The organism is Flavobacterium crocinum, from assembly GCF_003122385.1.
GTDB lineage: Bacteria > Bacteroidota > Bacteroidia > Flavobacteriales > Flavobacteriaceae > Flavobacterium > Flavobacterium crocinum.
Genome location: NZ_CP029255.1, coordinates 3,180,246 through 3,200,719 on the forward strand (window position 1 = coordinate 3,180,246; position 20,474 = coordinate 3,200,719).

At 33.3% G+C, this 20,474-nt stretch carries 20 protein-coding genes; 4 read left to right on the plus strand and 16 right to left on the minus strand.

The features are described from left to right. Positions 1 to 90: 90 nt before the first annotated feature. Positions 91 to 1,062, minus strand: coding sequence for a D-alanine--D-alanine ligase (locus HYN56_RS14295; protein ID WP_091491056.1), 972 nt, complete (start codon positions 1,060 to 1,062; stop codon positions 91 to 93). 320 nt (positions 1,063 to 1,382) lie between these two features. Here HYN56_RS14295 and HYN56_RS14300 point away from each other — a divergent pair, with 320 nt between their 5' ends. After that, positions 1,383 to 2,000: a PASTA domain-containing protein gene (locus HYN56_RS14300; RefSeq protein ID WP_109192795.1), complete on the plus strand. Its 618-nt coding sequence runs from the start codon at positions 1,383 to 1,385 to the stop codon at positions 1,998 to 2,000. Beyond that, the gene (locus tag HYN56_RS14305; RefSeq protein WP_109192796.1) at positions 1,990 to 3,033 is read left to right on the plus strand and encodes an RluA family pseudouridine synthase; all 1,044 of its coding nucleotides are present in this window, start codon (positions 1,990 to 1,992) and stop codon (positions 3,031 to 3,033) included. The genes HYN56_RS14300 and HYN56_RS14305 overlap by 11 nt, the downstream gene beginning before the upstream one ends. A 226-nt stretch (positions 3,034 to 3,259) precedes the next feature. Here the strand turns inward: HYN56_RS14305 and HYN56_RS14310 are convergent, their stop codons facing one another. From HYN56_RS14310 to HYN56_RS14380, 15 genes are all read right to left on the minus strand, one after another. Next, positions 3,260 to 3,865 (minus strand): hypothetical protein, encoded by a 606-nt coding sequence (locus HYN56_RS14310; RefSeq protein ID WP_109192797.1) that lies wholly within the window; start codon positions 3,863 to 3,865, stop codon positions 3,260 to 3,262. Continuing rightward, positions 3,866 to 5,107, minus strand: a complete 1,242-nt coding sequence (locus HYN56_RS14315) for an ATP-binding cassette domain-containing protein (RefSeq protein WP_109192798.1) — start codon at positions 5,105 to 5,107, stop codon at positions 3,866 to 3,868. Between the two features lie 190 nt (positions 5,108 to 5,297). Next, entirely contained in the window at positions 5,298 to 6,149 is an 852-nt protein-coding gene (locus HYN56_RS14320; RefSeq protein ID WP_109194810.1) for a sulfurtransferase, read from the minus strand. 1 nt (position 6,150) lies between these two features. Then, positions 6,151 to 7,008 carry a ThuA domain-containing protein gene (locus tag HYN56_RS14325; RefSeq protein ID WP_109192799.1) on the minus strand — a complete coding sequence of 286 codons (858 nt, stop codon included), beginning with the start codon at positions 7,006 to 7,008 and terminating at the stop codon, positions 6,151 to 6,153. Positions 7,009 to 7,022: 14 nt separating this feature from the next. Further along, entirely contained in the window at positions 7,023 to 7,412 is a 390-nt protein-coding gene (locus HYN56_RS14330) for a DUF1398 domain-containing protein (protein ID WP_109192800.1), read from the minus strand. A gap of 180 nt (positions 7,413 to 7,592) precedes the next feature. Beyond that, the gene (locus HYN56_RS14335) at positions 7,593 to 8,582 is read right to left on the minus strand and encodes an alpha/beta fold hydrolase (RefSeq protein ID WP_109192801.1); all 990 of its coding nucleotides are present in this window, start codon (positions 8,580 to 8,582) and stop codon (positions 7,593 to 7,595) included. A gap of 104 nt (positions 8,583 to 8,686) precedes the next feature. Then, positions 8,687 to 9,529, minus strand: coding sequence for a maleylpyruvate isomerase N-terminal domain-containing protein (locus HYN56_RS14340; RefSeq protein WP_109192802.1), 843 nt, complete (start codon positions 9,527 to 9,529; stop codon positions 8,687 to 8,689). 5 nt (positions 9,530 to 9,534) lie between these two features. Beyond that, positions 9,535 to 10,398: a mechanosensitive ion channel family protein gene (locus HYN56_RS14345; protein ID WP_109192803.1), complete on the minus strand. Its 864-nt coding sequence runs from the start codon at positions 10,396 to 10,398 to the stop codon at positions 9,535 to 9,537. A gap of 275 nt (positions 10,399 to 10,673) precedes the next feature. Continuing rightward, a complete protein-coding gene (locus tag HYN56_RS14350) occupies positions 10,674 to 11,111 on the minus strand; it encodes an acyl-CoA thioesterase (protein ID WP_057122622.1) in 438 nt (145 codons plus the stop codon). 115 nt (positions 11,112 to 11,226) lie between these two features. Beyond that, positions 11,227 to 11,973: a nuclease-related domain-containing protein gene (locus HYN56_RS14355; RefSeq protein ID WP_109192804.1), complete on the minus strand. Its 747-nt coding sequence runs from the start codon at positions 11,971 to 11,973 to the stop codon at positions 11,227 to 11,229. A 366-nt stretch (positions 11,974 to 12,339) separates the two neighbouring features. Then, positions 12,340 to 12,801 carry an SRPBCC family protein gene (locus tag HYN56_RS14360; protein WP_109192805.1) on the minus strand — a complete coding sequence of 154 codons (462 nt, stop codon included), beginning with the start codon at positions 12,799 to 12,801 and terminating at the stop codon, positions 12,340 to 12,342. Positions 12,802 to 12,805: 4 nt separating this feature from the next. After that, positions 12,806 to 13,198, minus strand: coding sequence for a nuclear transport factor 2 family protein (locus tag HYN56_RS14365; protein WP_109194811.1), 393 nt, complete (start codon positions 13,196 to 13,198; stop codon positions 12,806 to 12,808). A gap of 99 nt (positions 13,199 to 13,297) precedes the next feature. Continuing rightward, a complete protein-coding gene (locus HYN56_RS14370) occupies positions 13,298 to 14,605 on the minus strand; it encodes a Na+/H+ antiporter (RefSeq protein WP_109192806.1) in 1,308 nt (435 codons plus the stop codon). 18 nt (positions 14,606 to 14,623) lie between these two features. Beyond that, positions 14,624 to 15,385: a hypothetical protein gene (locus HYN56_RS14375; protein WP_109192807.1), complete on the minus strand. Its 762-nt coding sequence runs from the start codon at positions 15,383 to 15,385 to the stop codon at positions 14,624 to 14,626. Positions 15,386 to 15,452: 67 nt separating this feature from the next. Next, entirely contained in the window at positions 15,453 to 16,937 is a 1,485-nt protein-coding gene (locus HYN56_RS14380; protein WP_109192808.1) for a TlpA family protein disulfide reductase, read from the minus strand. A gap of 267 nt (positions 16,938 to 17,204) precedes the next feature. Here HYN56_RS14380 and dnaK point away from each other — a divergent pair, with 267 nt between their 5' ends. Together dnaK and corA are read left to right on the plus strand one after the other, a co-directional pair. Further along, on the plus strand, positions 17,205 to 19,088 hold the full coding sequence (dnaK, locus tag HYN56_RS14385) for a molecular chaperone DnaK (protein ID WP_109192809.1): 1,884 nt from the start codon (positions 17,205 to 17,207) through the stop codon (positions 19,086 to 19,088). Positions 19,089 to 19,346: 258 nt separating this feature from the next. After that, positions 19,347 to 20,420 (plus strand): magnesium/cobalt transporter CorA, encoded by a 1,074-nt coding sequence (gene corA / locus HYN56_RS14390; RefSeq protein WP_109192810.1) that lies wholly within the window; start codon positions 19,347 to 19,349, stop codon positions 20,418 to 20,420. Positions 20,421 to 20,474 lie beyond the last annotated feature (54 nt).

Genomic DNA, 20,474 nt, shown 5'->3' on the forward strand with positions numbered 1-20,474 from the left:
CAAAGGTTATTATCAGATCGCTAAATCTGACAGTTGTAAAAAATAAGGTGCTAAAACCTTAGAATCTTAGCACCTTAGTATCTTAGTGACTTATTTTAAAGCTAACTCAATTGCGTTTGTAAACAAATCTTCCAGAGAAATCCCTGCTGCTTTTGCTTGCTGCGGAATCAAACTTTCTGTTGTTAAACCTGGAATAGTATTCATTTCAAGCATATGAGGTTCGTCATTTACGATAATGAATTCGCTTCTTGAGAACCCTTTCATTTTTAAAACTTCGTAAGCACGTTTTGCTGTATCTGCTACTTTTTTAGTTAGTTCGTCAGAGATTCTTGCTGGCGTGATTTCTTGTGATTTTCCTTCGTATTTTGCTTCGTAATCAAAGAAATCATTGTCTGAAACGATTTCTGTAATTGGAAGAACTTTAATTTCGCCTTGGTAATTGATTACACCTACAGAAACCTCAGTTCCGTCAAGGAAACTCTCGATGATGATTTCGTTGTCTTCTTTGTAAGCTACTTCAATTGCAATTGGAAGTTCAGCCTCAGTTTTTACTTTTGAAATTCCGAAACTTGAACCTGCTTTGTTTGGTTTTACGAAACATGGCAATCCTACTTTTTTAACGATTTCAGCTGTATTGATTTCGTCTCCTTTGTTCAAATAGTAAGAAACCGCAGTTTTGATTCCGTATGGTTTTAAAACTGATAATAAATCTCTTTTATTGAATGTCAGAGCCGATTGATAATAATCGCAAGAAGATTGTGGCATGCCGATTAATTCAAAATAAGCCTGCATTAATCCGTCTTCACCAGGAGTTCCGTGTATAGCATTGAAAACACAGTCAAAAGTGATTTTTTCGCCGTTTACCGTTACAGAAAAGTCATTTCGATCAATTGGGAATTCGGCATCTTTATCGTCTACATAAACCCATTTTTCTTTAAAAATATGGATTCGGAATCCGTTGTATTTTGTTTTATCAAGATATTGATACACGACATTCCCGCTGATTAATGATATTTTGTATTCGCTGGAATAGCCGCCCATGATGATGGCAATGTTTTTCATGTTTTTGTTTCAGGTTTTAATTTGTTTCAAGTTTCAGGTTTAGCGAAAAATCGTTTAAATCTGTTTTGAAACTTTATTTGATATATGATTTTTAAATAAATAACGTTCTTATGAAACCGAGAGTTCTAGCCCTGATAGAAGCGGCATCCTTTTGTGCCGGGGTTCGGCGCAAAAGATACAGCGGATAGCAGGAAACAGCTCCAGAAAATTGAAATGAGGAATTTAAAAAAATCCATATTCCAAAGTTCTTTGTTTTAAACAAAATTATCATTTTTTTTGAAACGAAATACTTTATCTTTGTCGCTATTAAAAATAAATTTATGAGTTTACGAAAGTATTTAACAAGCCGAGTTTTTTTCTTGCAATTGCTTGCGGCCGCAGCCATTATCGCGGCAATTGGTTATTTATTTATGCATTGGTTGACTTTTACGACCGATCATGGACACGAAATCGAGGTTCCGAATTTGTCTAAATTAACTGAGGAGCAAGTTGAAAATAAATTGGACGAATTGGATTTGGACTACGTTCTATTGGATAGTGTTGATTACAGAAGTGAATACCCAAAATATAGTGTTGTAGAGCAGGATCCGCTTCCTGGAACAATGGTAAAAGTGGGAAGAAAGATTTATATTAAGATTAATGCGTCAGGTTTTTCTTCTGTTAAAATTCCTGATTTAATTGAAAAAACATATCGTGAAGCGGTACCAACGTTAAAAGCGTTAGGACTTGAGCCGGGAACAATTACGTATATTCCGAACCTTGGAAAAGATATGGTTTTGGAAATGCGTTTAAAAGGCAGAAATTTAAAAGTAGGAGACCGTGTTTTGAAAGCGTCTAAAATCGATTTGGTTTTAGGTGACGGAAAAGCAAGTTATGTAGATGATAGCCAGGCAGACAGTACTGCAGTGCCTGTAGAAACCCCACAAGATGAACAATAATATTGAAGAAAATTTAGATCTGGAAGACGAATTATTTGAGCATTACAGATTTGAAGTTCCAAAAGGTCAGGCGTTTTTGCGTATTGACAAATATTTAATGTATTTGATTCCGAATGCCACGCGAAATAAAATTCAGAATGCGGCAACGAACGGAAATATCTTTGTCAATGATATTCCGGTAAAATCAAATTATAAAGTAAAACCTTTTGATGTGATAACCGTGATGTTGTCGCATCCTCCATTTGAAAACCATATTCTTCCTGAGGATATTCCGTTGAATATTGTTTATGAAGATGATGCTCTTTTATTGATTAATAAAGAACCAGGAATGGTTGTGCATCCAGGTCACGGAAATTATACCGGAACTTTGGTAAATGCTTTGGCGCATCATTTTGATAATTTGCCAATGAATAGCAGCGAACGTCCAGGTTTGGTGCACCGAATTGATAAAGATACTTCCGGACTTTTGGTTGTTGCCAAAACGGAAGCTGCTATGACGCATTTGGCAAAACAGTTTGAAGCTAAAACCACCGAAAGAGAATATATTGCTTTGGTTTGGGGAAATGTTGCTCAAGAAAGTGGTACAATTGAAGGAAACCTTGCCAGACATTTAAAAGACCGTATGCAAATGGCAGTTTTTGATGATCCTGAAATTGGAAAACCTGCTATTACGCATTATAAAGTTTTGGAACGTTTTGGTTATGTGACTTTGATTTCTTGTAAACTGGAAACTGGAAGAACACATCAGATTCGTGCACACATGAAGCATATTGGTCATCCGTTATTTAATGATGAACGTTATGGTGGTCATTTGATTTTGAAAGGAACGACTTTTACGAAATACAAACAGTTTATCGAAAATTGTTTTAAAGCTTTACCTCGTCAGGCACTTCATGCGAAAACGCTTGGATTTGTTCACCCAAATACGGGAGAAATGATGCGTTTTGATACGGAATTGCCAGACGATTTTAAAGAGTGTATCGAAAAATGGCGTAATTATGTGAAATCGCATAATACTGACGATGAGAATTAATTTTTTAGAAAATAGAGAATAGATTAAAGAATATAGAAAAAGCTCCTTTTTTGGAGCTTTTTTGTTTTTACCATAATTTTTCGTTGCAATTTTCTGTAGAGACGCACCGCAGTGCGTCTAACGTATTGTGAATATTCGTTGCGGAGACGCACTGCAGTGCGCCTCTACGGATATGCTTTGTGTTAGAATATTAACAAGGGATATTTTGTCCCTATTAATTTAATTATTATAGTGATTTGATTGCTAAATCGGTTATTTTAACTTCTCCGTTGGTTATGAAACCTAGTTTTCCTTTTTGGCTTAGATTGCTTTTTTCAAGAGAACATTCTAACGTTGTTTTATTATCTACAGAAAAGAATAATTGATTGTTTAAGACTTTAATTTTTACATTATACCATTTGTTGTTTTCTAATTGCATTGGTTTTCTAAACAATGTTTTCCCACCTCTTTTGCCATACGAATCGTCTTTTTTATCATAGACACCGTCTCCAATTACTATGTTCTGGTCAATTTGGTATAAGTAAGTTCTAATGTATTTTCCTTTATTTAAATTGAGCATGATTTCAAATAAGGATTCTTCAATCATGTTGACTTTAAAATCGATTTCATAATTTTTGGGAAGTCGTTTTTTAGATTCCATTACTCCCCAATGCAACGGTACTCCATGTCCGATTAAGGTATCTTTTTTCAGAAACCATTCATTTAAATCGCAATGTGATTTGAATTGAGAAGCTTTGGTGATTTTATATTCTTTTTTTGCTGTTGAAATGGCGCTGGAACATGAAATCAAGATTAGTTGTAAAAGAAGAAATACTGTAAATTTTGTTTTCATTTAATTTAATTCGGAATGATATTTTATTTGTCCAGTTGAGCCTGTTTCAGATGGTAGAAGTTCGAATACTGAAGTAGGAGCAAGGCCTTGTTCAATTCTATGTGAAACATACAGAATAGAAACGTTTGTTTCTTGTTTAATAGTATTGATTAACTGAATTACCAAATCTACATTTTCGTCGTCTAAGCCTTCTACGGGTTCGTCTAAAATTAATAATGGCGGGTGTTTTAAAACGGCACGAACAATTAATCCAACTCTTTGCTGACCGATTGAAAGATCAATGAAACGTTTTTTACGCAAATGTGTCATTTCGATTACTTCCAGCCATTGCGTCACGATATTTTTTTGGTGTGTTGTAGGTTCTGTATAAAGTCCGATTTGGTCAAAGAAACCTGAAAGAATCATTTGTTCCAAAGTATGACCTTTCTGAAACAAATCCATCATGGCAGTCGTATAAATGCCGATTTGTTTTTTGATGTCCCAAACGCTTTCTCCGGTTCCTTTTTTTCTTCCGAATAAAAATAAATTTTGTCCAAAACCTTTTGGGTTATCTCCTGTAATTAAGGATAAAATAGTGCTTTTTCCGGAACCGTTTGGACCAATTAACTGCCAGAATTCTCCTTGTTTGATGGTCCATGAAATGTTGTCGAGAATTTTTCTATCGTCATAACTTACCGAAACATTTTCCATTCTGATTAATTCATTGTCAGGAAAAGTATGGACTTCGGTTGCTTTTGGAATTGCAGTTGTATTTAAGGTTTTGAAATGATTTTCGCTTTTTACGAATGGATGCAGTTCAAATGTATTGTCTTTGATCTGTGCTTTGTTGGGAACAAATTCTAATACATCAACTGTACGGTTTAAAAGCTGAATAATGGCAATATCATTCGTCAGATCTTTTAATGAGTCGGCTAAAATTACTCTTGACGCCTGATCTAAATGGTCGAACGGATTATCGAAAATGATAAAATCCGGTTTTTGATTGATACAGTATTTTAAAAACTCTTTTTTGCGTTCGCCTGAAGAAAACGTTCTGAGTTGTCTGTTTGAAGTAGTTGAAGCTTCTACGCTGTCGTATTGAAATTCTTTTTCGATGAATTTTTCGATTGCAATATCAGAAAACAGTATTCCTTTTTGAGTGTTAAAAATGGCTAATTCTCCATTTGCTTCGCCGTTTAATATGTTGTCTATTAGCTTTTTTTTATTTACCTGATTAGATAAAAGTATATCCCAGTGTTGCATTGTAATTTTTATTTATATTATTTTTTTGCCACAGATTTCACAGATTAAAGTGATTTTTTTAGCCACGAATTTTCACAAATTTTCACAAATTTTTTATTAATTATAATTCGTGAAAATTTGTGTAATTCGTGGCAACGCATTTTTTTAATCTATTAATCCCGATAGACATCGGGAGTGGCTAAATATTATTTTATTCTAATTTTTTTGTTACCATTTCGCGGTCATTTCTGGACCATTCGCTCCACGATCCGACATATAATTTCGGAATTGGAAGTCTTGCATAATCCATTGCTAATAGGGTGTGACAAGCTGTAACTCCAGATCCGCAATGTACGATTATGTTTTCGTCTTTTTTATCTCCAATTACGGATTTGTATTTTTGAGCTAATTCTTCAGCAGATTTAAAGAATCCGTTTTCATCCAAATTTTCAGTTAGCGGAACATTTATTGCGCCGGGAATATGTCCGGCGATTAAATCCAGCGGTTCTGTCAGTCCATCAAACCTGTTTTTATCCCGAACATCAATGACAAGATTTTGATCGTTTTTACGTGCTTTTTCGACTTCTTCAATATCAGCTAGTGGTAATTGCCATTCTTTAATCGGGTAAGTTGTTTTTGAGAATGTTTCAGTCCCCGAATTAGTTGGAAAGCCATTTTGTAATGCTGTTTGATAACCACCATTTAATACCTGAATTCTTTCGTGTCCTACAGCACGCATCATCCACCAGAATCGTGCAGCGAAATTAGAACCATTTTTATCATCATAAACAATGATATGCTCAGATGGCAAAATTCCCAAATTTGAAAGAGTTTCTGCAAATTGCTCTATAGTTGGTAACGGATGTCTTCCTCCATTTGCAGGATTTTCTGGAACTAAAGCCAAATCCAGATTTAAATCTACAAAACGGGCGCCTTTTAGATGTTCTTTCTGATAAACGTCAAAAGCATTCGAACCCCCTCTGGCATCAATTAAAATGATTTCAGAAAGATTTAGCTTGTATAATTCTTCAGCAGAAATTATTGGAGAAATAGAAGTTGACATTTTATTGTTTTTTTGAATTACCGAGCCAAAGCAATGCATTCAGAATCATTTGACTTTGTGTTTTGTTTTCAAAGGTGTACGATAATGTTTTGTTGGTTTTGCCTTCATAATCAATATCATTGTGTCCCATGTTTACGTACAACATTTTGTATTTTTTATTAGCCCACACAACCGGATAATAACCACTGTGCCAGATTTCATGTTGTTTTGGTCCTGTTCCTAAGGGAAAACTGGATTCGTCGATAGCTAGTAAAATCTCGATATCAGGATTTTTAGTTAAATCATTAGACCAGCGATACCATTCGTTTGGAGCGGAACTGAAAGTCTTTGGCAGATTTTTAGTAACAGGATGCTGATTTTCCACTCGTAAAACTGCCGAAGTAGGTCTCCAGGTATTACTGCCATATTCGCCGGATCCCAAAAAAGTATTGTGGTACCAGTTCCAATCCTGATTGTAACTTGAGTTATTCAAAGCAAAAGCAGCAAAATGAAATCCGATAAAACCACCGCCATTTTCCATATATTTCTGAAAAGCTTCGCGCTGTTCTTTCTTTTCAGGACGTGTGTCCAGAAATAAAACGACTTTGTATTGGGCTAAAAATTTCGCGTTTAGATTATCCCAATTGCTGGTTGAATCGTATTGAAAATGATTTTCTTCTGCCAGTTTGGGAAACCATTTATTGGCTTCGTGAACAAAGCTGATGTGTGCCTGATCGTTTTTGGCGGTATAAAAAGCAATAACTTTAAATTTTGGTTTTTCGTTTTTATTTTGAGAAAAGCCAAAGAAAGAAATGGCTAACATAAAAATGAAAATAATTCTCTTGATAGTGGTTTGAAGGTTTTGGTTAGAAATAGTCATCAAAGTAATACAGATTAGCTTGGAATTTTTTCGATCAAAATTTCATTTTCAGCTTTGTCAAAATAAGTGCAGGTCATTTCGACAATATCTACACGCCATTTTGCAATTCCACATTGTGCGCAATGATTACAGAAAGTCATATAATCGGTTTCGCCATGCTGATGTTTTACCAGATTTTCTATAAAAAGTTCTTTATTTGGAAAATTGGCTACTTTTATTTCAGGGTATTTTTCTTCGGCTTCAGCGGTATAATTATTTAAGCCGTAATAAACAACACTTCCATCGTGAACATAAGTGTCATATCCTTTAACGCCTAAAATGATTAAGTCCTGAATATAATTTGGAAAATCTGCTCCAGTTTTTACTTTAGCATGTGCTTCTTTTATTTGATCTATTGTAAACATATTTATATAGTTTTAGGTTAGGTTTTTTTGCCATTAATTACTCGAATTTCCACGAATTAAACTTTTGCCACAGATTAAAAAGATTAAAATGATTTAATCTGTGTTAATCTTTTTAATCTGTGGCAAAATCAAAAAGAAATTCGTGCAAATTCGTGTAATTCGTGGCAAACAAAAAAAATATTATTTCAAAAATACGATTAATGATTTTATAAACGGATCAAAAGATTCAATATGTGGTAAATGTCCGGTATTTGGAATTTCTACCAGTTTTGAATTCGGAATTGCCTTTTGTGTTTTTTTGCCCAATTCGGCATAATTCCCCATTGTTTTCTTAATTTCTGCTGAAACTAAAGGTTTTCCTAAAGCCGTTTTGTCTCTTGTTCCAATGATTAAAAGCGTCGGACTTTTAATATTTTTAAATTCATATAAAACAGGCTGCGTAAAAATCATATCATACAAAAGAGCAGAGTTCCATGCCACACGATCATAATTCGGAGCAGTTGTCCAGCCTGCTCCTAGTTCTGCCCATTTTTGATAATCGGCATTCCATTTTCCGTCATAATAATTGGCCATTTGGTATTTTTTGATGCCCTCGTAATTTTGTTTCAATTCCGATTCGTACCACCAGTCAACAGGTTTGTACGGAACAATTAGTTTCCAGTCTTCCAAACCAATTGGGTTTTCTAAAACTAATTTTTCTGTAGTTTCAGGATATAATAATGCAAAACGCGTTGCGAGCATTCCACCCATTGAATGACCTAAAACAGTCGTTTTTTGGATTCCTAAATGATCTAAAAGCTGTTTGGTGTTTTGGGCTAACTGCTGAAAAGTATATTGGAAATTATCCGGTTTTGTCGATTTTCCAAAACCAATCTGATCCGGAACAATGACACGAAATCCTTCTTTTGTTAAGGCTTTTATCGTCGTTTCCCAATAAGCGCCATTGAAATTTTTTCCGTGAAGCAGTACAATATTTTTATTATTGTAATTGCTTGGTTTGATATCCATATAAGCCATTTTAAGTGCTTGGCGCTGATTGCTTAACTCTAAAAACTGGACAGGAAAAGGATATTCGTAATTGGTTAAATTAATGTCTAATTGCTTGATTTTCTGTTCTTGTGCCAAACAAAAAACGGGCAATAAAAGTATGAAGAGTTTTAAGTTTTTCATTTCAAAACGGTTTTTTATTAAGAGATATAAAATTACCGCTATGCATTTTTAAAACCAAAAAATACATTCTTAAAGTTATTACAAAAAAGCGATTGAGTTAATAATTAAGCCATTACAGCAATAATGTTGAGGGCAACTCTTCCGAGGTCTTTATCTCCCGTAATTTCTACTTTTTCAAGCACATCAATTGGTGACATTCCTTTAGAAAATAAAAGCCATGCATCCTGCGGATTAATTTTTACCGTTGCAGTCGTTTCGCCTTCAAAAGAATTAATAAATTCCCAGTTGTTTTCTTTTTTAATGATGTTCCATTCCCCGCCAATTTCTGATGTAACAATCAGTTTCACAATTGTGTTTATTGGAGCTTTTGTATTCCTGTAAGTATGCGGTAACGCCTGCATAAAGATCTCGATAAATGGATGGAATAATTCTTTAGTCATTAAAGCTGGTTTTCCAACCGCATCTCTAATTTGTTGCTGATGCAGAAATTTTTCGGTGTATTCTCTAGCAATATGAAACCAGTTTAACGAAGTTTCCTGTCCCGCCCAAGCCACAGAAAATATCGCATCTTCAAACGGATTTAATGTTTGTAAATGTTCCGAATATTCTTTTCCGGTGCTCTCCAGTAAACTAATTAATACGGTTGGACTTAGTCTTTTTGTAGCGTTCGTCCAAGTCATATTCAGCTGATTTAGGAAATCGACCAAATCTTGGTATGAAGTAATGTTTTCTGGATTTTCTCCAAAATACCGATCTCTGGAAATCGATAATCCTCTTAAATTTCCATCTAATAAATGAGATGCAACATCTTTAACTTTCCATTTTTTTGCTACAGTTTGGGCACTCCATTCTTCTTCTGTTAATGATTTTAAAAGATCGATTAATAAAGTATCCAGAATAGGGAAGAGGTGTAAAGTCTGAATTGGAATTATTTCTGAAGATTTCATTTATTTTATTTTTGATCAGGGATTTTGAAATCGCTATTTTTTAAAGTTACAACGCGCTGTGGGTATGGAATATCAATATTATTTTCGTCAAATCTTTTTTTGATGCTTTGCAGTAAATCACAATACATTACAAAACCGTCTGTAGAATTTTTTGCCCAAGCCCAAGCTTTTAGATTGACGCTTGAATCGGCTAAAGCCACTACGCGTGCAACTACCAAAGGAGTTTTTTCTTTTTTGGCTTCAGCAGTTCGGGTATCAATAAAAAGGGGATGTTTGGCTATTTCATCTTTCATTATCTCCAATGCTTTTTCCATGTCAGAATCGTAACCGATCCCAATTTCGATTATTTTACAGCATTTGGTATCATGCATATTGGTATTGACAATAATCTGTGCACTGATTACAGAATTCGGGATTATAATTCGGTTGTTTTCGGCATCTTTCAAAACAACCTGTCGCAGATTTATATCTTCAACGGTTCCAACAAAATTATTGATAGTAATTTTATCATTGATTTTAAAAGGTTTAAAAATCACTAAAAAAATACCGCTTACAATGTTACTCAAAGCTTGTTGAGAAGCCAGACCGGCAACAAGAGAAATAACACCGGCACCCGCTAAAAAGGAATGCCCAATGATTTTAAATTCAGGAATCTGAATCAACGCAAAAGCAAATCCCAGAATGTAAATTATCGTTATAATTAAATGTTTTAGGAACTTGAAACCAGTCGCATCATACTCTTTATTGGTTTCTTTTTTATATAAAAAATAACGAAGTACACGATCTGTAATTGCGCCAAGAATGATTGTAATTATTGCAATTATTGCTATAAAAATACCTATTCTGAAATCTTTTATATAATCAATCATAATTTCTGATTTTGAGAAAAAAAATCCAAAAAACAAATGATAGAATATTGCTTTTTGGATTTTATAAAGTTAAGATAAAAATCTACCTGTTGTGTGAAATTAATTGAAACACATAGAGACATAGATTTTTGCATTCACCAAAGGCATTTCACTCCTAATAAAACACATAGCTATGTGTTAGAAACTAGTTTCTTTTGATTTCCTTTTTTAGATAAAAACAGAACTATGTTTCTATGTGTTTAATTAACCGCCATCAAATTAAAAATATTAGTGTTTTAGAGCCCTACAAAATCATCGCTTTTAGGGAAAATACTCAATGCCTGAATCGCAATTTCAGGAGTTGGAGAAGCCAGTTTACGCAGTTTAGTGTCCATCCAGGCTCCGTCAACCGTAATAGTTGCACAAAGTGTATCGTCTTCTCTTCTAAACTCATGAATTATTGACCAGCGCGAAGCATCGGCTTTCATTTTTGAGGTTTTGGTGTGAATGAAGATTTTATCCGAAAGTTTTAATTCTTTTCTAAAAACACATTCTTCTCTAAATAAAACAGGTCCAAAACCTTGTGTCTGCATTACTTTTAAAGTTAATCCTAATTCCTCAAGGATTTCGATACGATGCTGTGCACCAAAATCGTAATATGCACTGTGACGAACGTGAAAATTAGGGTCAAGATCTGACCAGCGAAAAGATATTTCTTTTGTAAATGAAGCCATTTTGTAATTGTAATTTTAATTTGAAACCGAAATTACGAATAAAAATCAATCGTTTTTTCAATTGATTATTTTTTTGATTTTTTAATGATTTTAAAATTATTTATGAAATGTAATTTTAGATGGTCAGCTTCGATTGAATTTTCTTTTGTTTTGAAAGAACAAGTAAAGAATCCGCAATTGTTTTTGTTTCTTGGGGTGAAAAATTTGGGCTAAAATATTTAATGTAAGAAAGTAATTCGTCTAGACCTAGGATTTTTACAAATTGGAATTGTTCCTTTGGAGAAATGTTTGTAAAAACAATAATATTTTTGAGAGGTATTTTTCTATTGCCCCAGTGTTGTCTCGTTAAATTCCAAGCTGATTTGTTCATTTGGCTTTCGAGTAATTTGTATAAACCGAAGTTAGTTCTAAGAATTTGTGCAACAGGAGATCTTAAATCTAAATTTTCTATAGAATCATTGCTCCAATTTTTTGTTTCAATTATAAAAATACCAAAAGAAGAAATCAAAAGGTGGTCAATTTGAATGGATTTAATAAAATCTCCTTTGTTTTTTAAAGGAACTTCAAATGTGTAGCAAAAATCATTTATTAATACGTAGTCATCAGATAGTTTCTTAAGGATATTTTCTACTTTATGTTCACCAATTGCTCCGTAAATTGTATTATTTAATTTTTTAATGGTTTCGGTTTTTCTTTCCAGTTTTTGTAAATCTTGAAAACTACTTTGATCTACGACATTTTGAAAGTTTTCTGAAATGTAATTCAGATGTTCTTTCTTTTTTGAAAAGTATTTTTTTTGCTTGATATTTAAAGATTTTAATTTTGATAGGAAAAACAAATTGAACAAACCAAAATTGTGCATTAATTATAAGATTGTTCAAATAGTCTTTTATAGTAGGAATTATTTTGTTGTTGGTTTTTGGAAGCTCCTCAATTTCTCGATTTAAATCATCAAGTTTTTGTCTTAATTGTTGTTTATAATTAATGACTTTTTGTGGTATAGAAATTTCTAATTCTGAAAGTTCATTTTCTAAACAATTAATTTCATCAGTTACTATCTTTTTATGCTCTGATACGATTTTTTGTTTTTTGAAATTATAATTTTTTTGGAAATCGATTAATTCATTTAAAGAACTAAATTCATCAATATTGTTATTGATTAATTCGAATTGTATATTATACAGGCATCCAATTGTATTATAAGTTAGACACATATTTTTTAGATTAATTACAATTTCATCTTTGATAATTCAATCTCTAGTTTGTCAAAATTTTCTTCATTTTTATCTACAACATAAGGTTTAAGTTTTTGACATTCTTCCTTTGTTTCAAAAAGCATTTTAAAAACGACTTTTGTCTCATTTTCAGAAAGAGCATCAAAGGTTGCTAATATTTGAAAAAGTGGTTTAGAATGGCGTTTCCAGGCAATAAGATTCGGTTTTTCTATTTTGATGAATTCGACATCGTTTTCATAGTTTCCTTTTTCAGAACCGTGCATAGTGAATTTCCATATTCCGCCTTCGCGAAAGTCAAACTCATGAAAAGTATTGGTGAAACCATTCGGTCCCCACCAATTTTTTAAATGTTTAGGCTCGCTCCAGGCTTTAAAAACAAGTTCTTGCGAAAAATTTAAAACTCGTGTCGTAACAATTTCTGAATCTGGCGTTGTGGAAAGGATTTCTGAAGTCATTTTTTTATTCTTGAGGTTCTTCAAAGTTGTCGTAATAGGTAAAATCCTTGGCGATTTTTCCGTTTTCAATTGTAAAAATGGTGCAGATCGGCAATTCAAATTTGGATTTATCGGGAGCAGTTCCGGTAGAAACAAACTCTACGATAATATGTTTTTCGCCCGAAAGATAAATTTGCAGGATTTTATCATGAACATCCGGAAACATATCACTCAGTTCTGTATATTTTGTGATGATTTGCTGATGCGATTGTTTTACAATTCCGTTTCCGAGAGAAGGATCTTTAAAATCGGCATTTTCAACATACATTTCTGCCATTTCTTTCCATTTGTGCTGATTAAAAAGCTTGAAATATTCTTTAACTAGTTTTTCATTTTCGGATGAAGATACTGGATTCATTTTTTCAGATTTTGCATTATTACAGGAGTAAAAGGAGATGAAAATAATAAGAACGATAAAACTGTTTTTCATATCAGTTATTTTTAGAATAATAGAAAACTAATTTAGTAATTGTTTTTCAATTTGTTGATTTTCAGTGTCTTTTTTCTGTTTTTCTTTTTTATTTAATGTTCTGACAATCCACGGAAGTGTAAGTCCTTGTCCAATTAGAGTAAAAAGAACAACAGCAACAGAAATAAAAATTATGGCATTTCTTTCCGGAAACGGAGTTCCGTCTTTAAGAAATCTGGGAAGTCCAATAGCGATCGCAAGCGATACAATACCGCGCATTCCTGACCAGCCTAAGATGATACTATTTTTGAAATCGAGAAGCGCATCTTCGCTGATTTTTCTTTTTCCTTTTCTAATTTTTTCAAAACCTTTCTGAAGATTAATTCTCTGAAGAAATATTCTAACAAATCGAATCAGTAAAGCGACAATCGTAATGATGAAGGCATAACCAATGTAAGGAACTAACATATCATTTTCAATATCTTTCAGTACATATCTAAAATTAAGTCCGATTAAAATAAAGATCAATCCGTTTAATAAAAAGATAATAATGTCCCAAAGGTTTCGTGAGCTGTTTTTTAAGCTTTCAGGAAAGATTTTTTTGCTAAAACGAGCGATCGCCAGACCAGAAATCACTACCGCTATTACTCCTGAAACATGAAGATGTTCTGCAATTAAATAAGTAACAAAAGGCATTAAAAGCATAAAACTAATCGTGACATTTGAATTTTTATGTACTTTTTTCAAAATGACAGCCAGAATTTTTGACATCACAAAACCGACTAAAAATCCGCCTCCCAATAATAAAATAAACTGCAATGTTGCCTGCCAGATTACAAAAGCAGATCCCATTACGGCCGCAACTGCAAACCGATAAGCAACCAGAGCGGAAGCATCGTTTATCAAACTTTCGCCTTCCAATATTGTTATGGTTTTATGCGAAATATCAAGTCCTTTTGTAATGCTTATTGCAGCAACAGCATCGGTTGCAGAAAGAATTGCTCCCAAGACAAAGGCGAGAGGCCAGGTTATATTCGGGATTAAATAATGGGCGACAACAGCAATCCAAAAGGTGGTAAGAAAAACCAATGTAATTGCTAAAGTGCTGATGGTGCTGATGTTTGTTTTAAAATCTTTGGGCGAAATATTAAACGAAGCATCATACAATAACGGAGGAAGGAAAAGAAGAAAAATAATTTCAGGATTAATTTCTATTTCATTCATTGTTGGAATAAAACCAATTCCAACTCCTACAATTACAAGCAGAATAGGATATGGTAATTTGGCTTTATCAGCAAAGGCAGATAATCCGATAACAATGGTGAGTATAAATATAATGATGCTGTAGTTTTCCATTTTAAAGTAGGAAGATTCTTAAGATGGATTATTGTCTTCATTAAAAAACTCAGTAATAGCAGTATTTTCAAATGAATGTATTTTCTTTTTTGTTGGAGTAGTGGAAGATGTTGTAGGTTCATCTTCTTTCATGGTATTGGTTTCGGTTTCGGTTATTTCTCCTTTTTCAAAATCATAGGTAAGTCCGGAGCGACCTCCGGCGCCGCTATAGTAAGCCTCCATATAACTCAAAACAAGATCTTTTCCAACATATTTAAATGTAGTTAATAGAGTGCCACTTGGCCCCATTCCGTATAGATTTATAAGCAGTTTGCCTTTTTCAATACTTATGTCTTCTGTGTCATAGAGTTTAAAATCGTATTCATTGTATTCTGAAGGCATGACTACATCAGAAACTTTGTCTAAACGATAGGACTTGTCTGTATTTTGCAAAAGAATCAACATTGGTCTTTTGGCAGTTTTTACATCTTTATGTTTCAATACTATAGCAATGTCTTCTAATCCATCGTTGTTTAAATCTCCTTGAGCATCATACTCAATTTCATAAATACCAAGTTTTGGAAGAAAATCTTCTGCTTTTTTTCCGGTTTCAGGATAGGTTATATCTGCTTCTTCGGGATCATTTTCTTCATATTCTTCGCCATTTTCTTCAAATTCTTTATTTGCCGGAAGACTGTCGATAACAACAACATTGTCTGATGTAGTTTTAGCATCTTTTTTACAAGATTGTATTGTAAAAACAAGGAAAAGAGATAGCGTATATAAGATTCTGTTTTTCATTAATATGGGCTTTTAGTATTTTTCAAATATAAATTATTCCTGTAAGATTTATAAGAGTAAATGTCTATTAGTTTTCAGTTAGCTGTTTTTCTAAATTTTGAATATCAGAACCACCGCTAAGTTTTTTATTTAAGACAGTTCCGTTTTCATCAACAAGAAAATGCCACGGAATGGCAAGTGACTGACTGCCGAATATATTTCGTAAATCGTCGTCTAATTTTTTATTAGCTCTTACATGATATCCTTCTAAGTTGTAAAAATGTGCCATATCACGCCATTGTTTATCCTTGCTTTCTTTGTCTATTGAAATGTAAACCATGGTAATGTTTTTGGATTTCAACAATTCATATAATTTCGGATTGTCTTTAAATTCTTCTTTACAGGGACCACACCAGGTTGCCCAAACGTCAATATAAAATGGTTTTCCGTTTAGATTTTTTACCAAATCTTTTACGGAGTTTATTTCGGCAGTATTTTCTACAAATTTTACCTTCTCATTTAAAGGTTCTTCTTTTTTCTTGTGGAAAGAAATAATCGGAATAATTACGGGTTCAAGAAAATGAGTGTAAGAACTGGAAGGATATTCTTTTTTGAATTGTTCAAAAAGTTTTATTAGTTCCTGTTCGTAGTTATTATTGATTGCTTCGTAATAAATATAAGCTGCGAAATAATATTCTAACTGCAAGCCGGATAAATGTTTTTTTGCATTATCAATATTATGTGTATGAATTTGTCCTTGTTTATGGAATTCTGAAAGGATTGCGGTATTTATATTATCCAGAATTAATTCATTATATCGTAAATAATTTTCTGTATAAAAATAAAACCACGGAGATTTTAAAAGTTCAGGATTGATTACCGGATTAGATTTGAAAATTGCCGACCAGAGTTCTGTGTATTGCGTTTTATTTAAAGTATTCTTATTTTGAGATTCATTTAAATAATTAATAAAAGCCAGACTTCCCTGCGCTCCTTTATAGAAATAATTTCTGTCTGTTTCAACGAGACGATAGAAATCTTTGGAAATAATCTTCTCTTTCAAAAGATTTTTAAATCCTTGTAGTTCATTTATTCTGCTTTCTTCCAGTTTTTGTTTGATTACAGTTGGAACACTGTCTTTGCTGTATTTTCTGGATTCGAGTTCAAAATGTCCTCCCACTATCATGCTTCTGTTTGGAATCTGATTGTATAATAGCTGCCCTTTTGCATTTTTAGATTCGACAGTAAATGGATTTTTAGCATCTTCAGTGTTAATATGAACTTTATAAGTCATGCCGGGCTCAATTATTAAAGTTCCGTATGATTTGTATTTATAAGATAAATCAATAAAACAGGTTTGATTCAGTTTGATATTGATTTGAAAATTGCCTGAAGAATCCGGCTGGACAGAATCTGTAAAACCGAAATAATCAATTCCGCCGATTGGCAAAGTATATTCTAATACTTCAGGAATTTTTCCGTTAATACTTCCTAAGATTTGAATACTGTTTTTTGTCTGGCACATAACCAATTTTGGAAACAGAAGAAATAAAACTAAAGGGAACCATTTCATTTTTTTTCAATTTTAACGATTTTTAAAGTATCTCAAATATATATTTTTTGTGAGAAATTAAGAAGTATAATTGGGTTAATAAGTAAATAATGACATGTAAAACAGCTATATGCCAAGAATGTCAGGTTCTAAAAATGTCATGTTGGCAGATGAATTTTAGGCCCAGACCGTAAAACTGACAAATTACTTTGGTTTTTTATATTGGCACAAAGATTGACTTATGCCACCTGAGTTATAAAATTAAATCAAAAATTAAATATATAAAAAATGGGTAAAATAATCGGAATTGACTTAGGTACGACGAACTCTTGTGTTTCTGTAATGGAAGGTAACGAAGCAGTTGTTATCCCTAACGCAGAAGGAAAAAGAACTACACCATCTATCATCGCTTTTGTTGAAGGTGGAGAAATTAAAGTAGGTGATCCTGCAAAAAGACAAGCAGTAACGAATCCTACAAAAACGATTGCTTCTATTAAACGTTTTATGGGACACACTTTTGCTGAAACTCAAGATGAGGCAAAAAGAGTTCCTTACAGTGTTGTAAAAGGTGACAACAATACGCCACGTGTGGATATTGACGGTCGTTTATACACTGCTCAAGAATTGTCTGCTATGACACTTCAAAAAATGAAAAAAACTGCTGAAGACTATTTAGGTCAAACAGTAACTGAGGCAGTTATTACTGTTCCTGCATACTTTAACGATGCTCAGCGTCAAGCTACTAAAGAAGCTGGAGAAATCGCTGGTCTTAAAGTTATGCGTATCATCAACGAGCCAACTGCTGCTGCACTTGCTTACGGATTAGATAAAAAAGGAACTGATCAAAAAATTGCTGTTTACGATTTAGGTGGAGGTACTTTTGATATCTCTGTTCTTGAATTAGGAGACGGTGTATTTGAAGTATTATCTACAAATGGTGATACTCACTTAGGTGGTGATGATTTTGACCAAGTTATTATTGACTGGTTAGCTGACGAATTCAAAACTGAAGAAGGTATTGATTTACGTTTAGATCCAATGTCATTACAGCGTTTGAAAGAAGCTGCTGAAAAAGCTAAGATTGAATTATCATCTTCTGCTGAAACTGAAATCAACTTGCCTTACGTAACTGCTACTGCTTCTGGACCAAAACACTTAGTGAAAAAATTATCTAGAGCTAAATTTGAGCAATTATCTGTTTCTTTAGTAAAACGTTCTATGGAGCCAGTTGCTAAAGCATTAAAAGATGCAGGTTTATCTACATCTGATATCGACGAAGTAATCCTTGTTGGAGGTTCTACTCGTATGCCAAGAATCGCTGACGAAGTTGAAAAATTCTTCGGTAAAAAAGCTTCTAAAGGTGTTAACCCTGATGAGGTTGTTGCTATTGGAGCTGCTATTCAAGGTGGAGTTTTATCTGGAGATGTAAAAGATGTATTGTTACTTGACGTAACTCCTCTTTCTTTAGGTATCGAAACTATGGGTGGTGTATTGACTAAATTAATCGAGTCTAACACAACTATCCCAACTAAAAAATCTCAAGTATTCTCTACTGCTGCTGATTCTCAACCATCTGTTGAAATCCACGTATTACAAGGAGAAAGAGCAATGGCTGCTGATAACAAAACTATCGGTCGTTTCCACTTAGATGGTATTCCACCAGCACCAAGAGGAGTTCCTCAAATCGAAGTAACTTTCGATATCGATGCTAATGGTATCATCAAAGTTTCTGCAACTGATAAAGGAACTGGAAAATCTCACGATATCCGTATCGAAGCTTCTTCTGGATTAACAGCTGAAGAAATCGAAAAAATGAAAAAAGATGCTGAAGCTAACGCTGATGCTGACAGAATTGCAAAAGAAAGAGCTGAGAAATTGAACGAAGCTGACAGTACTATTTTCCAAACTGAATCTCAATTGAAAGAGTTAGGAGATAAATTGACAGACGATCAAAAAACAGCTATCGAATACGCTTTAACTGAATTGAGAATGGCTCACCAATCTCAGGATCTTGACGCAATCCAAAAAGGATTAGACAATGTTAATGCAGCTTGGAAAACAGCTACAGAAGCAATGTACGCTCAAGGTGGTGAAGGACAACAAGCTGCTCCACAACAAGAGCAGTCTTCTGGAGACAATGTTGAAGACGTTGAATTCGAAGAGGTAAAATAATTCTTTAGTATTAAGTACTTAGTACAAAGTATTAAGATAGAAAACCGAGTCATTTCTGACTCGGTTTTTTTATGGATATTATTTATATTATTAAACCCGACAGATTTTCAAAACCTGTCGGGTTTAATTTAGTATAAATGCAGTAAAAGATTACTTTTTAATATCAGGACATTTTGTTAAATCTTTCTGAGCAAAATGATAAATGTCATTTCTTCTTCGAATTCTTTTTCGTAATATTACTATTGTAAAATTTCCAGAATGAGAAAGATCAAATACAAGAAAGGACGCAAGCTGCAACACATTACATTAGAGTATACAGGAACACACAAAGAGCACGAAACCGAAATGCAGCTTTTTGTATATGACGATAATGATGTTGTTGAATATGACAAGTTTACGGTTTTAGCTTTAAATTCTTGTTTTGATTATACTAAAAACAATTGGTTAAATGTTCATGGCTTAAATGATATTGGATTGCTTAAAACAATTGGAGCACATTTTAAGTTTGATGACTTTCTTTTAGCGGATATCTTAAATACGACTAAAAGAACCAAATTAGAAGAACAGCAAAACATTTTATTTTTCAATATAAAATCCCTTTTACCTTCTGAATATTCAGATAATATCAGCGTTGAGCAGATCAGTTTTATTCTGAAAGAAGGAATTCTGATTTCGTTTCAGGAAAAGCGAAGTGATTTCTTTACGCACATTCGCGAGCGCCTTCGTACACATGCCGGAATTGTGCGAACTAAAAAAGTAGATTACCTCTTGTATTTACTTTTAGATGCCGTTATGGAAAATTTCTATATCACATTGGAAGATGAAGAAGACAAGGTAGAAGAATTAATCAATCAGACCAAAAAAGATGCTAAACCAATTATTTTAGAGAAAATTGAAAATCATCGCGATAATTTAAATTTCCTTAAACGTTCCATTGTTCCACTTAGAGATTCACTTTATTATTTGAAAACCAAGAAAGATGATGATGACGAAAATGGTTTAATTCAGAAAGAAACCTTCAATTTTTTTATAAGACTTCACCAAAAAAGTTTAGAGCTTTTAGAGCAGATAGAATCGGATATGAGTGCGTTGGAAAGTGCTTCTAATTTCTATTTTTCAGAACAAAGCCGAAAAATGAATGAAATTATGAAAACGCTGACCATAATTTCGGCCATCTTTATTCCGCTTACCTTTATTGTCGGAGTTTACGGAATGAACTTTGAATACATGCCGGAACTCAAAATGAGAAATGGCTATTTTGTGGTTATGGGCATTATGTTTTTACTGGTCATAGCCTTGATTGTTTATTTCAAAAAAAGACGCTGGTTTTAACGTTTATTTCAGTGAAGGAAGCAATGATTTCTATTAAATTTGTTATTTAGAATA

Bases quoted from the DNA above. Each gene is read 5' to 3' on its own strand.
- HYN56_RS14365 (WP_109194811.1), bottom strand. From the start codon at position 13,198: ATGAATCCAGTATCTTCATCCGAAAATGAAAAACTAGTTAAAGAATAT.
- HYN56_RS14310 (WP_109192797.1), bottom strand. From the start codon at position 3,865: ATGAAAACAAAATTTACAGTATTTCTTCTTTTACAACTAATCTTGATT.
- corA (WP_109192810.1), top strand. From the start codon at position 19,347: ATGAGAAAGATCAAATACAAGAAAGGACGCAAGCTGCAACACATTACA.
- HYN56_RS14350 (WP_057122622.1), bottom strand. From the start codon at position 11,111: ATGGCTTCATTTACAAAAGAAATATCTTTTCGCTGGTCAGATCTTGAC.
- HYN56_RS14330 (WP_109192800.1), bottom strand. From the start codon at position 7,412: ATGTTTACAATAGATCAAATAAAAGAAGCACATGCTAAAGTAAAAACT.
- HYN56_RS14320 (WP_109194810.1), bottom strand. From the start codon at position 6,149: ATGTCAACTTCTATTTCTCCAATAATTTCTGCTGAAGAATTATACAAG.
- dnaK (WP_109192809.1), top strand. From the start codon at position 17,205: ATGGGTAAAATAATCGGAATTGACTTAGGTACGACGAACTCTTGTGTT.
- HYN56_RS14355 (WP_109192804.1), bottom strand. From the start codon at position 11,973: ATGCACAATTTTGGTTTGTTCAATTTGTTTTTCCTATCAAAATTAAAA.
- HYN56_RS14300 (WP_109192795.1), top strand. From the start codon at position 1,383: ATGAGTTTACGAAAGTATTTAACAAGCCGAGTTTTTTTCTTGCAATTG.
- HYN56_RS14295 (WP_091491056.1), bottom strand. From the start codon at position 1,062: ATGAAAAACATTGCCATCATCATGGGCGGCTATTCCAGCGAATACAAA.
- HYN56_RS14325 (WP_109192799.1), bottom strand. From the start codon at position 7,008: ATGACTATTTCTAACCAAAACCTTCAAACCACTATCAAGAGAATTATT.
- HYN56_RS14335 (WP_109192801.1), bottom strand. From the start codon at position 8,582: ATGAAAAACTTAAAACTCTTCATACTTTTATTGCCCGTTTTTTGTTTG.
- HYN56_RS14340 (WP_109192802.1), bottom strand. From the start codon at position 9,529: ATGAAATCTTCAGAAATAATTCCAATTCAGACTTTACACCTCTTCCCT.
- HYN56_RS14305 (WP_109192796.1), top strand. From the start codon at position 1,990: ATGAACAATAATATTGAAGAAAATTTAGATCTGGAAGACGAATTATTT.
- HYN56_RS14370 (WP_109192806.1), bottom strand. From the start codon at position 14,605: ATGGAAAACTACAGCATCATTATATTTATACTCACCATTGTTATCGGA.
- HYN56_RS14315 (WP_109192798.1), bottom strand. From the start codon at position 5,107: ATGCAACACTGGGATATACTTTTATCTAATCAGGTAAATAAAAAAAAG.
- HYN56_RS14345 (WP_109192803.1), bottom strand. From the start codon at position 10,398: ATGATTGATTATATAAAAGATTTCAGAATAGGTATTTTTATAGCAATA.
- HYN56_RS14360 (WP_109192805.1), bottom strand. From the start codon at position 12,801: ATGACTTCAGAAATCCTTTCCACAACGCCAGATTCAGAAATTGTTACG.
- HYN56_RS14380 (WP_109192808.1), bottom strand. From the start codon at position 16,937: ATGAAATGGTTCCCTTTAGTTTTATTTCTTCTGTTTCCAAAATTGGTT.
- HYN56_RS14375 (WP_109192807.1), bottom strand. From the start codon at position 15,385: ATGAAAAACAGAATCTTATATACGCTATCTCTTTTCCTTGTTTTTACA.